Below are 13,260 nucleotides of genomic sequence, written 5' to 3' on the forward strand. Positions count from 1 at the left end.
GGTGCCGCCAATGTTCTGATGGCGATATACGCCGTGGTCACGCTATATCCGCTGCTTTGGCTGTTCGCCAGTGCACTGAAAACGAACGACGAATTTTTCTCCCGTCCGTTTCAGCTTCCTACCGTTTGGCAGTGGGAGAACCTGTCACGGGCCTGGAAGGTATCCGATATGAGCACAGGCATGCTCAACTCCGTGATCGTGACGTTAGCGTCACTTGTGCTGACACTCGTGATTGGGGCACTTGCCGCCTATGTGCTCTCGCGGTTTCAATTCCGCTTTAAGCTTTTCTACATGGGCTTGTTTCTGCTTGGCATGCTAATCCCGATTCACAGCACACTTGTTCCCTTGTTCATCTTGATGAACAAGGCGCATTTGCTGAACACTTATTGGGCGTTAATCCTGCCTTATACGGCGTTCGAGCTGCCCATTGCGATATTTATCGTACAGGCTTACATGAACACGTTTCCGAAGGATATTGAAGAAGCAGGAATGATAGACGGGACCGGCTATTGGGGCATTTTCACAAAAATTATGCTCCCGTTATCCGCTCCGGCGCTGTCCACGGTGGCGATCCTGGCCTTCTTGCGCTTCTGGAACGACTTCTCGTTTGCGCTTGTGTTCATCAGCAAGCCGGCGTTAAAAACGCTACCGCTCAGCTTGTCCGTATTCGCCACGGGTTATATGACCGACTACAAGCTGACCATGGCCGCTTTATCTATTGCTGTGATCCCGACCATCATTGTCTACCTGATCTTTCAGGAGCACATTATGAAGGGTATGATCGCAGGGGCAGTTAAGGGGTAGGTTCTTAAAATTATACAGCCTTTGTTTGATCCTCTGATCAGACAAAGGCTGTTCGTTTTCCATTGGCGAATCTTTACGATTTGAAAGCAAAAGGGAACCCGTTTCTCAACGGGCCCCCCCAATATTTAGAATGGGTTCATGACATGGAAGAATACGTTCGGCGATGCCATCCGGTAATAATAACTGCACCAGCCGGTACCCTTGTGGTTGAACCGGTTGACGGAGCTGTACACTAACCGTTGCTGCTCCAGTTCTTCGATTCTATCGATGCGGCCCTCGACATAATCGAGCAATCGGACTGCCGCCGTATCCAACCGGCTCACTAACCCGCCATAGCGGATGTCGAGCACCTCCCAACCGAACGGCTTGAACATCCGGAGCCACTGGCTGCGATGGGCTTCACGCAGTTCCCGGACGGCGGCCGTTATTGCGGGCAGCTCATCCGTCGCCGCACGCCGCAATGCTTCGGTGTCCCGTGCATCGTAAGCCCGCTTCAATTCGATGCCGACCTCGCTTTTGCGCTTCAGGACGCCACACAGCTTCTGTGGAACCTCAAACACGTAATCCAGCTCTGCGTCCTTGTCACGACGGCTCAAGATGTCTTGCTCCAGCTTAGCGTAGTGGCGCGACATCTCCAAGCCCTCGATCTGTTTGTCGAAGAGCCCTAGCAGCACGTCCTGGTACAAAAGAAACTTGGATGGATTGCTTTGCTTCCGGTTGTCCGGCTCCGAGCCTGGCGTTTCGTCCAAGTACTTGAGCCGTAAGAAAGCATCTGCATCGATGCCGGTACAAAACTTGACTCGCTCGGCAAGATACCCGGGTTCCGGCTGATCCTCCAAGTAAGCATGCTCCGCGTAAAGCTGCAAGCCTAGGAGGGCAGCGAACGGATTGCCCTCCATTCCGTCATCGCCCCACATGGTCGCGTACACCTCTCGGATGCCTTCCCGTTTGCATATCTGCAGTGCAGTGTCCGAGGCCTTCAGCGATAAGCCATAATTGACGCCGAACGTATTGAAGATCCAGACCGCGCCGGCAAATACCAAATTACAGCCAAGAGGGCGATGCTTCGCAATCAGCTTCTCGTAATCCTCCTGCTCCGTATGGACATAATCCCAATACACCATGTCTACATCCTTGGGGATGCTCCGCGCCATGTCCTCCGGTATGTTCGTGTCTTCATCGTAATATTCACTGCCGTTCCCGGAGGCAAGCTTCAAGAACATATCACTCCACATCATCGGCTTTAAACCACGGCGACGGGCGCTTTCCAGCACCTGTTCCAGATGTCCCGTCATGATCTCGAAGCGGTTCTTATACCCGTTCCGGTCCAAATATTTGCCCCGGCCCAGCTCTTCCGCTTCGTCCATGCCGATATGGATCTTGCGGCTGCGGAACGGTGTGCTGGCTGCTTCGATCATGCGGTCGACAAGCTGGTCAGTCAAGCTTTCGCCTACAAGCAGCGCGCCTTTCGTATCCCGGTAGTGCGACACCGGCTCCCACTTTAGGAATTCCTCCAAATGCGCTAACGTCTGGATGCTCGGGAACGCCTCAATGCCAAATTGGTCAGCGTAATCGTCAATTTCCTTCAGCTCTTCCTTCGAATATCGGCCCCGCATATAACCGAAATAGGGCTCCCCGTCGATCTCATAAGTGTCCTCCATGTACAGCATAACAGTATTTAGCCCCATCAGAGCCATCTTATTCAGCATCTTTTTCAAGCTGTCAACGGTCAACACGCCGTTGCGCGACAGATCGAACATCGGTCCGATCGTATCGAACTGCTGCTGCTCCCGGATCCGAAACGGATGACCCTTGGAGCCGTACTGCAGAAGCAGACCGAGCCCGCGGAAAAATTGATGCTTTCGTCCATACCGAATACAAGCTGATCCTCGTTCAAGGGCAACCTCCAGTTCTCCACCTGAAAGCTCTATCCGAACTGGTAGACCGTCCTCCGCTTCGGTAAACCTCAATTCTTGAGACAATGCCTGAATTCCAGGCCGTAGAGCGGCCAAATCCCCATCCCAACGTAGCTTCATCTACATATCCTCCTGAAAAATCATTCGATTTCGCACCAAACATTATAACGTTATATTGTTTTTTTCAATTTCTATGCTAAACTAAGATATAGGGGAATGCAATAGGTTTTAAGATTTTCATTATCGTTTCAGAAGGGGGTGAAATGTATGCACGATCGGTTCGTCTTGCGTAATTTGAAGCTCGTGAATGGGGAAGAGATAGATATCGTCATTTCCGACGGGAAGATTGCTCAATTGGCGCAGGCGGGATGCGGAGAGGGAAATGCTGTTATTGATTGTTCCGGGCAATACGTATCGAGCGGGTGGATTGACCTGCATGTTCACGCCTTCCCGGAGCTCGAGCCTTACGGTGACGATATCGACGAAATCGGAATCAAGCAAGGAGTAACCACGATCGTGGATGCCGGAAGCTGCGGAGCGGACAGGGTTGCAGAATTGGCAGCCAGCAGAGCGCGCGCCCGTACCCACATGCTTGCGTTTTTGAACATTTCACGCATCGGGCTGGAACGTATTGACGAATTATCCAATCTTGCATGGATCGATGAAGCCAAGGTGCTGCAGGCGGTTCAAGAACATAGCGAGTTCATCGTAGGATTAAAGGCGCGTATCAGTAAAAGTGTGGTCTGCGACAATGGTCTGGAGCCATTACACAGGGCGCGGGCGCTGTCGAAGATCACCTCGCTGCCGTTAATGGTACACATTGGTTCCGGACCACCCGGTATTGAGGAGATCCTTCCTTTGCTGGAGACAAAGGACATCATTACCCATTATCTCAATGGAAAAGCGAACAATCTTTTTGATGACGAAGGTAAGCCGCTGCAAGTGCTGTTGGATGCGATCGGGCGCGGCGTTCACCTGGATGTCGGCCACGGCACAGCAAGCTTCTCCTTTAGGGTTGCCGAAGCGGCCAAACGCCATCGGATCCGGTTAGGTACGATCAGCACCGACATTTATCGCGGGAATCGGTTAAAGGGTCCGGTGTATAGTATGGCACACGTTCTCTCCAAATTTCTTTACCTCGGCTATTCGCTCGAGGAGGTAATTGCAGCGGTCACCACCTATGCGGCCGAGTGGTTGGGGAAGCCCGAGCTGGGCTGTATTCAAGAGGGAGGCGCCGCAAACTTGACCCTATTTAAAGTTTGTCATGAGACAACGGTGCTGCGGGATTCCGAAGGGGAGCAGCGAATATCGGATAGGAGAATAGAGGCCAAAGGAGTTGTTATTCATGGCGAGTTCATTAAATGCCAAATACGGACTGAAACGAGTCATTAATGCAAGCGGACGGATGAGCATATTAGGCGTATCCGCACCTACGGACACTGTGATGAATGCGATGAAGCAAGGCGGACAACATTATGTGGAGATCGCCGATTTGGTCGAGAAATCCGGAGAGTATATCGCACGGATTCTCGGATCGGAGGCAGCGGTCGTCGTGAACTCGGCGTCCAGCGGCATTGCGCTGTCTGTTGCCGCAATCGTGACCCAAGGCCATAAGCGCCGCAGCGAGCGCCTGCATCAAGATCCCATCGCCAAGAATGAGATCATTATCCTGAAAGGGCATAATGTGCAATATGGCGCGCCTGTGGAAACCATGGTCTACTTAGGAGGCGGAAAGCTAGTTGAGGTGGGTTACGCCAATGAAGGAAAAGCCGAGCACATTGAAGAGGCGATTGGGGAAAACACGGCTGCCATACTTTTTGTTAAATCGCATCACGCCGTACAGAAAAATATGATTTCCGTAGAGGAAGCTTGGGAAATCGCGCAGCGAAACCGCATTCCGCTTATTGTTGATGCCGCGGCGGAGGAGGATCTTCAGAAGTATGTTACCTGCTCGGACCTCGCGATCTACAGCGGCTCGAAGGCCATTGAAGGCCCGACCTCAGGCATTGTCGGCGGCAAGCGGCTTTACATCGATTGGCTTAAGGTTCAGCTGCACGGAATCGGACGAAGCATGAAGGTTGGGAAAGAAACTACGTTCGGACTTCTTCAAGCTCTGGATGAATATATGGCCAAAGAAGACCGCAGCGAGCAAGAGAAAGCAGCGCTGAACACTTTAATGCCGTTGGCGGATTTGGACGGGGTGCAAGTTACCGTTGTCCAGGACGAGGCGGGCCGCGCCATATTTCGTGCCCGGATTCAGATTGACCCGGTGAAATCAGGCACGACCGCCAAGCAGGTTGTGACGGAGCTTCGGGATGGTGAGATCGCGATCTATACACGTGATTACGGCGTGAGACAAGGCTATTTCGATATCGATCCACGTCCGCTTCAAGGGGACGATATGCAGGTCATTGCAGCCAGAATTCGTGAAATCGTAGGAGGGAAGTAAGATGGCAAGCTTAGCGAAGCGATTGTACAAAAACAGGGCTGCCTTAAACGTTCTGGCAAACAGCGTGGAGAATGCCAAGGAGGTATTTGAGGCTGCGGAGGGTTACGTGCTGATCGGCGTGCTCTCGAAGGATTACCCGACAGTGGAAGCTGCCGTAGCAGCCATGAGGGAATACGGCCAAGCGATCGACGAAGCGGTTTCGATAGGGCTTGGCGCCGGCGATAATCGTCAGGCAGCTGTCGTCGCAGAAATCGCAAAATATTACCCGGGCAGCCATATTAATCAGGTCTTTCCAGCCGTTGGGGCTACGCGTGCAAACCTGGGTGGCCATGACAGCTGGATTAACAGCCTGGTGTCTCCGACCGGCCGCCCCGGTTATGTCAATATTTCGACCGGCCCGGTTAGCGCCGCGTTGAACGAGCATGCAATTATACCTGTGAGAACAGCCATTGCCCTTGTACGCGATATGGGCGGCAATGCGCTTAAATATTTCCCAATGAATGGCTTGAGCCGTGAAGATGAGCTGCGCGCCGTCGCCGAGGCTTGCGGGGAGGCGGGCTTTGCACTTGAGCCGACGGGCGGTATAGACAAGGATAACTTCGAAGCCATCCTGCGCATTGCGCTGGAGGCGAACGTACCTCAGGTCATTCCGCATGTCTATTCCTCCATTATTGACAAAACCTCCGGCAAGACGATGACGGAGGATGTCCGCTACCTGCTGGATAAGATGAAGAGATTGGTTGATCGTTATGGCTAAAAAAATCGCAGCCTTCGGTGAGGTCATGATGCGTCTGCAGGTGCCGGGCTATGAGCTTCTGTCGCAGGCGAGCCAGCTAAGCTATTCTTTTTCCGGTACGGGCGTGAACGTAACCTCGGCGCTTGCGCGCTTTGGGCATACGGGCTACCTAGTGTCCACCTTGCCGGCCAATCCCCTCGGTGACGCCGCAGCGGCATATCTTCGCAAGCTAGGAATCGCTACTACTTTTATGAAGCAGAGCGGCAAATCCATTGGGATGTACTTTTTGGAAAATGGGTTCGGTACACGACCAAGCAGAGTCACGTATACGAACCGGTTGGAAAGCAGCTTTAATACTGCACCGGAAGACACGTACGACTTTACCGCCATTGCCGGACAGCTGGATGTCGTCCATTTTTGCGGGATAACGCTTGCCATGAACGATACGGTCCGTGCTCAAATGAAACGCTTCGCACAAGCGGTCAAAGCCCGCGGAGGAACCGTTGTCTTCGACTGCAATTACCGGCCTTCGCTTTGGGGGGAGAACGGCTATGCGAAGGCGAAGCCTCATTACGAAGAAATGCTGAATTGGGCTGATATCGTCATGATGAATGAGAAGGATGCGATGTTCATTCTCGGTATGCCCACATACAAGGAATCCCGCAGAGAGCAGCTCATTCATTTGATTCCCGCCGTCGCGGAGCAATTTCAAATTGCCGTCATTGCCGGCACGCACCGTTCCATTAATGGCGACAACACGCATTCTTTGCAAGGATTTCTGTATAAACATCAAGGCTTTGCCTTTTCAAACAAGCTCACCTTTCCTGTCTATGATAGAATAGGGGCAGGAGATGCCTATACGAGCGGAATTATTCATGGGGAGCTCAGTCAGTATTCTCAGGAGAAAGCCGTCAACTTCGCAGCGGCGGCCGGCATGCTGGCGCATACCATTGCCGGCGATACGCCGATGTCGTCCGAGAGCGAGATTCTTCGAGCCATGACAGAAGCCGTAGGCGATGTAGAAAGGTAGCGGATGCAGCAGTGAGTTTATCTCGAAAAAGCAAACCTTTGTATTTGCAGATCAAAAATATTATTAAAGACCGGATATTGCACGGGGTGTATCCTATTGAGAGCAACATTCCTTCCGAGCCCCAGTTAGAGCAGGAGTTTGCCGTCAGCAAAATTACCATTCGCAATGCCGTTAGCGAGCTTGTACAAGAAGGCTACTTGGAGAAGAGCAGCGGCAAAGGTACGAAGGTCATCCGAAATACGTCGACCTCCAAGCTTTCCACCTGGAAACGTTTCACGGAACTTTTGGTCGAGGAAGGCCATAAAATTCAAAAGCAATTACTGCGAACGGAAGCGGTAAGCCATGAAGAGGGGACGCTGCTGCACCGATTATTCGGAGAACGCAGCCTTCGCATCGAGCGGCTATATTTGCTAAACGGCGCGCCTTATATTCATTACACACATTATTTGACCCTGCGCAAGGGGGATATGGAGCTGTCCGATCTGGAAGCCCAATCGTTATATGGATTGCTTGAGGAAAAGGACGTTCCCTTAGCAAAGTTTCGGGATCAATTCACCGTTGCTTTGGCTCCGCCCTTTGTGGAGCATGCCTTGCGTGTGGAAAGTTCTACGCCGTTATTAAAGCGCACGCGCTATTCCTATGACGATACCGGGGAGCTTATCGAATTTAGCGAAGGATATTATAATACGGAAATGCAGCAATACATCGTGGATTATGATGTTTAGGTAAGATGAATGGTTACAACGGAAATGAGCTCTTCCCAAGCGGGTTTGAGCTCTTTTTTCATAGCTTCTGACGCCCGAAGGCCCCATAAATATTTAATAATACGGATTGCAGGAAAATAATTACATGGAACGAATATATACTTTGTAATAAATAAATCAATTGGATTAATAAAATGAAAGGAGTCATGGAAGAAACGCATTTTATATTACTTTGCCGTAAGCAAATGAATAAGGAGATGAGAAATGCCTTGAGAAAATCATTGTTAACCCGCTGCTTCACTTGTTTGATGGTATCCGCCTTGACCGCGGGCACCATGATACCTTTGAATACCCAGGTATCAGCCGCTTCATCAATCGTCAAGAGTTCTTTGCCGGCAATGTTAATTACCGAGCTAGTCCCCGACTCGGGTGGAGATGTGAGCGGGGAGGATCCCTTCGAATATGTTGAAGTATACAATAACAGCGATCAGCCGATCGATTTTAAGGATTATTCCATTCTCTACCGCTACCCCGGAGAACCGGGAAACGACCTGTTCTGGCGACCCTATACCAATGAAACCATTATCATTCAACCAGGGCAGGCCATGGTGTTCTGGGCGGTGACGCCAGCTGGAGAGACGAAGACAGTGGCGGATTTTAACAGTCATTTCGGGACCTCATTGATTGAGAACAGGGATATTGTCCGTATACCCGGCGGTTTAAACAATTTGCGGGAGCGTACAATTGTAGTAGCCACAAACACGGGACATGATATCGTCCGGGCCAGCTATAACCAAGGGGTATTGGACACGCAGACGGATATGGGCATTGTGTACGGTGCTCCCGCGCCGGGCAGCCTCGATATGCAAAAAGTCAGTGCCAAAAGTGCACCGGCTTCGCCTGGCACCTTATCTCCGGGGCAAGCTCCCGCAGAGCCGGTTCAAACGATGCCTGACTCGATAGCTCCGACGATTCGTGATATCTCGAATTTGACGGGAATCGATCTGATTCAACCGATCGAGCTTACTGCGGAAGCAAGTGATGACCGGCTGCTCGCCAGTGTTGCACTGCATTATAAAACTAACAAGACGACAGATTTCAAGAAAGTTCTCATTGCCCGCAGCGCGGACGGACGATTCCGCCACTCGCTCGAGATGATGGAATGGTTCGCAAGTCCGACGCTGGAGTACTATTTTTCCGCCTCGGACGGCACGAATGCAGTATCGACCACGCCCCGTACATTAGCATTGGCCGGCAACGAAAAGAGCCCTTCACTGAATGTAAAGCATGATGATGTCCTGACAGGGGAACGTACGTTGATCGGATCGGCAACGGGCTCGACCGAAGGCATGGGCCTGGCCATCGACGGTGCGCAGGCATCTCCTCTCGAGAAAGCGATCGAGAAGACCGCCTATTTTGTATTTGAGGCGGATGATATCGACAAAGGGCAGAACGTGATCACAATGGGAAGTGAAACCTTGCATCTCATCCCGTTCGCAACCTCCGATTATAAAACCATCGTCGTCCCTGTACGACCTGAGCTGTTCCGTTATGGGCAATCCAATGCAATCGCGATCCGGGCCGGATCGGTTACACGTCCCTATTACGAAGATCAACCGGAGCCGGGCTTGGATGACTTCAATATCCGGAATGTACGTCTGGTACTCGCAGACGGTACCGTAATACGAGATCCTAAATACGCTAACCCTGCAACTGTGCTGGATATGGGGGATAACGGCCGTTTCCTGCCTATCGTCTACTTTCAATTCGCAATACCCGCTGCTTATTGGAAAGGATCAGCGTATCGTTGGAACACGCTAGCCGTCCCTGATGGCCGTCATACCGTTGAGGCCGTAATGCCGGACGGAGGTCGTGTTGAGGCGAATGTCATTGTGGATAATCAAGGACCGGTCTTCACTACGAACATGGTTAACGGAAGTGCTTATAAAGGTGCATTCGTTATTCAAGCACAAGCAATTGACGCCGCTTCGGCTGTAGCTTCCTTTGAGGCTGCTTTGGACGGAACGGCCATCCGGCTCCCCTATGCGACTTCCTCCGCGGACTTGTCGCCCGGTGAGCATGTGCTCACCTTAAAGGCGGCGGACCTCGCAGGCAAAAGCAATGAGCAAACAATTCGATTCACAACTTCTGAAGAACATCCATTACAGCCTCTTCTTGTGAAGCCTGTCAACCAAGCGGAGGATGTCGCCACGGAAGCCGTTCTACAGGTGTCGGTATCCGATCCCACCGGTGATCCTCTCCAGGTAGGATTTTATCAAGGAAAGCGACTGAATGCGGCCGATTCCAGAGTAACCGTCTATTCCCATGCAGCGGATGTAGAACCACCGTTATCGTTGTCCCTTCCGGGGGAAAATCAGCTTACAGGCCAGGATAAATCGGCGATAGGGGCTTCGGATAATCAATATTTCACCTCGGAAGCAACGGAACAATTTCCGTACCAACGCTTTGCCGTGGAGGTTGGTAACGGCACGGGTGCCGGCGATCTCATCGAGCTTCGTTGGGAAGGCCATTCTTTAAAAGGCCGCAAGGTCGGGTTGTATGCTTGGAACTTTGCAACCGGCAGATGGGACTCCCTTAGCGCGGTCGTCGCATCGTCTGAGGAGGATTTTACTTTATCTGCAAGCTTCGATGCGGGGGATTATGCTCGAGACGGTATGGTTCAAGCTTTGGTGCAGGATGAAATTCCTCGTCGCGACCAGTACGACTTTACGATCGGATGGCTGCCGGATACGCAAATTTATGCCGAAATACTTCCGGAGTATTTTGAATCGCAGGTGAATTTCCTTCGGGACGCTAAAGAATCCATGAATATTCAATATGTTGCGCATATCGGTGACATTGTGAATTCCGCCGGTATTGAGGGGCAATGGGAACGTGCCGACCGTTTCATGAAGGTGCTGGAGCAAGCCGACATTCCTTACGGTGTTGTAGCGGGTAACCATGACGTATTCGACGGCGGTGCTACCTCGGAGCCCAACTATTCCGCTTTTTCCAAATGGTTCGGAGCGAGCCGTTTTGAGAATAAGCCCTTTTATGGTGAATCGTACAAAGACAACCGAGGTCATTACGACCTCATCTCAGCCGGTGGCAACGATTTCATTTTCGTGTATATGGGCTGGGGAGTGAACAACGAGGACATGGACTGGATGAACAGTGTGCTGAAGCAGCATCCGGATCGCAAAGCAATTATTGTTGTTCACGAGTATTTACAGAACAATGCCGCCCGTTCCGCCACCGGGAACAAGATTTACCAGGGAGTAGTCGTTCCGAACCCGAACGTCGTCATGGTCTTGAGCGGCCATTTTACCGGCAGCGCACTTCGCACGGATCAGATCGACGATAATAAGGATGGGAAACCCGACCGTAAAGTATATCAGATGCTGAACGATTATCAGGGCATTCCCAATGGCGGAGACGGATATTTGAAGCTGCTCCATTTTGATACGGAATCGGATACCGTGTACGTGAATACCTACTCTCCGATGCTGGAAGATTACAATTACTACGAGCCTAGCAAGGATGAATTTACGCTTTCGCTTGAGCTTGCCCCGCAAGTGAAAAGAGTTGCCACAGATTTGTTCGAAGTGAAGGTGTATTCGAACGATCAGATCGGTATGGTTGAGGCGAACAGCGGTATGAATGCGGAAGTGGTTTGGAATGGATTAAAGGGAAGCCAAATGTATGAGTGGTACGCTCTAGCGAAGGATGGCTTCGGGGGGACAACGTATTCGGATATCTGGTCGTTCCGAACCCGCCTCACGGTTCCCGCACCGGAGCTGCCGAAAGTCCAGAAGGTCACGGCCACATCCGCGGAGCTCCTTTGGAATCCGGTTCAGGCATCTGACGGTTCGAGTGTTACGTATCTTGTGTATGGAAATCACGGGACCGCCGCTTCGGTTACTGACCATGTATATAGCGTTATCGGTCTGCAGCCGGATACAACGTATACGTTCCACATTACCGCTGTGCATCCTTCGGGTATTTCCTCAAGTCCTAGCGCGCCTGTGACCTTCACAACGCAGATGAACCTCGACGCGCTTCAGGAGGGGGTTCAGCGCTTCATTTCTGACGGTAAGCTGCTGCACCCGCTCTCGAAGCAACTGGAGCAAATGCTTCTTCAAGCAGAACACCATGATCAGAAGGGGCAACGGGACCAAGCTGTGAAGAAGCTGGAGGATTTCCTTAAGCACTTGAACAACCAAGGGCAAGAGAAGCATATTACTCCAGATGCGATGCAGTGGTTAATCCGGAAGTCACAGGCATTGAAGCAAATATGGCAAGGTCAGTACAATCCGTAAGAAAATAGCAGAAAAACGAAGATCCGCATCCAGCAGCTGGAGCGGATCTTTGCATTGTATAGGTCATTATAAAGACAATTGATCAATAGGAATTTTGAACACATTCTGCAGTACCAGTCCAACGGCAAGAGCGGTACCGTCGGGCGAATCTTCTTTGTGAATGAACGCTAAGCTCCGGCACGTTTCGGGTACATTCGCAAGCACTTGCGCCTCCAGCTCACTGATCAATACCGATCCCAAGGCCTTCAGTACACTTCCTGTAATTAATACACGATCCGGGTTCAACAGTGTAACCGTATTGGCTATCGTATTCGTAATAGCCGCCATCAGGATACCCGCCAGCTGCACGGCCTCCGGTTCCTCCGAACGCAGCCGTTCTGCAAAGGATTCGAGAGTAACCCCGATATTTTTACCTATCCCATGGGCTGAAGCGAGGGTAGTCAAGCAGCCTTTCCCCCCACAATAGCAAGGGTAGTCGAAGGGAGCGGAGAATGTCTTAATATGTCCTACTTCGCCTGCCACGAAGCTGGATCCCGTCACCAATTGTTTCTCGACAACAATCGCGCCCCCGATGCCGCGGTCGAATTTGAAGGTTACGTTATTCCTGGAGAGGGCCAGAGAACCGCCCATGTTTTCATTGAGAGCGAGCAGGTTGGTGTCATTCTCTAAATAAACCGGTACGGTAAATTCCTCCTCAAGCAGCTCCCCAAGGGGAATCCGTTTCCAGCCAAGGCCGGGCGAACGAAGCAGCATTCCTTGACTCGAGTCGACAAGCCCATGGACACTGACGCCGATGCCCTTCAGCTCGGAGGTATTCGGTACTTTCTCCACCAGGTTGTTTAAAACACCACGTACCACTCGCAGCAAGTCTTCCTCGGACGAGTAGCCATTCTCCCGAAGCTCGAACGAGGCTAATCTTTCATTCCGAAAATTATAGAGGGCCCCCTTGGCGGAAGATCCGGATAATTCCAAGCCAATAGCACAGTACCGGGAAGCGCTAATTAACAGAGGGACTCGTTTGCGCCCGCTTCCGCTCTCTAGTGCCTGGGGCTCGCCCTCAATGATTACCTTGTCTTGTAAAAGCCGATTTACGATATTCGTCACCGTTTGCGTGCTAAGTCCTGTTTTCTGGGCAAGCTCAACACGGGATATCGGGTATTCGGAGAAAATCAGATGCAGCACTTTTTGCTGATTAATGGATTTTAACAGGGTATGGCTTGTGGACTTTACATTGGACATGGTTTGGCCTCTCTCCCTAACACACGGTACGAATCGGGTCTCTTACCACTTAGTTTATCATTC

The 13,260-nt window shown here is 51.4% G+C and carries 9 protein-coding genes; 7 read left to right on the forward strand and 2 right to left on the reverse strand.

From position 1 onward, the window contains the following. Positions 1-18: 18 nt before the first annotated feature. On the forward strand, positions 19-804 hold the full coding sequence (locus RAC89_RS25175) for a carbohydrate ABC transporter permease (RefSeq protein ID WP_306617781.1): 786 nt from the start codon (positions 19-21) through the stop codon (positions 802-804). Positions 805-929: 125 nt separating this feature from the next. Here RAC89_RS25175 and RAC89_RS25180 read toward each other — a convergent pair whose 3' ends face one another. Continuing rightward, complete coding sequence (locus tag RAC89_RS25180) at positions 930-2,840, reverse strand: beta-N-acetylhexosaminidase (protein ID WP_306616489.1); 1,911 nt, start codon at positions 2,838-2,840, stop codon at positions 930-932. Positions 2,841-2,987: 147 nt separating this feature from the next. Between RAC89_RS25180 and RAC89_RS25185 the strand changes: the two genes are divergently transcribed. The 6 genes from RAC89_RS25185 (at position 2,988) to RAC89_RS25210 (ending at position 11,958) form a co-directional block, all read left to right on the forward strand. Then, positions 2,988-4,112, forward strand: a complete 1,125-nt coding sequence (locus tag RAC89_RS25185) for an amidohydrolase/deacetylase family metallohydrolase (protein ID WP_306616490.1) — start codon at positions 2,988-2,990, stop codon at positions 4,110-4,112. Beyond that, the gene (locus tag RAC89_RS25190; protein ID WP_306616491.1) at positions 4,066-5,169 is read left to right on the forward strand and encodes a DgaE family pyridoxal phosphate-dependent ammonia lyase; all 1,104 of its coding nucleotides are present in this window, start codon (positions 4,066-4,068) and stop codon (positions 5,167-5,169) included. Before RAC89_RS25185 ends, RAC89_RS25190 begins: the two co-directional genes overlap by 47 nt. Before the next feature lies 1 nt (position 5,170). After that, positions 5,171-5,926, forward strand: coding sequence for a 2-dehydro-3-deoxy-phosphogluconate aldolase (gene dagF, locus RAC89_RS25195; protein WP_306616492.1), 756 nt, complete (start codon positions 5,171-5,173; stop codon positions 5,924-5,926). Further along, entirely contained in the window at positions 5,919-6,935 is a 1,017-nt protein-coding gene (locus RAC89_RS25200) for a sugar kinase (RefSeq protein ID WP_306616493.1), read from the forward strand. Before dagF ends, RAC89_RS25200 begins: the two co-directional genes overlap by 8 nt. Before the next feature lie 11 nt (positions 6,936-6,946). Beyond that, positions 6,947-7,660 (forward strand): GntR family transcriptional regulator, encoded by a 714-nt coding sequence (locus RAC89_RS25205; RefSeq protein ID WP_306616494.1) that lies wholly within the window; start codon positions 6,947-6,949, stop codon positions 7,658-7,660. 248 nt (positions 7,661-7,908) lie between these two features. After that, positions 7,909-11,958: an FIMAH domain-containing protein gene (locus RAC89_RS25210; RefSeq protein WP_306616495.1), complete on the forward strand. Its 4,050-nt coding sequence runs from the start codon at positions 7,909-7,911 to the stop codon at positions 11,956-11,958. A 66-nt stretch (positions 11,959-12,024) separates the two neighbouring features. Here the strand turns inward: RAC89_RS25210 and RAC89_RS25215 are convergent, their stop codons facing one another. After that, the gene (locus RAC89_RS25215; RefSeq protein ID WP_306616496.1) at positions 12,025-13,197 is read right to left on the reverse strand and encodes an ROK family transcriptional regulator; all 1,173 of its coding nucleotides are present in this window, start codon (positions 13,195-13,197) and stop codon (positions 12,025-12,027) included. Positions 13,198-13,260: the final 63 nt, after the last annotated feature.

The organism is Paenibacillus sp. GD4 (assembly GCF_030846225.1).
GTDB classification, from domain to species: domain Bacteria; phylum Bacillota; class Bacilli; order Paenibacillales; family NBRC-103111; genus Paenibacillus_G; species Paenibacillus_G silviterrae.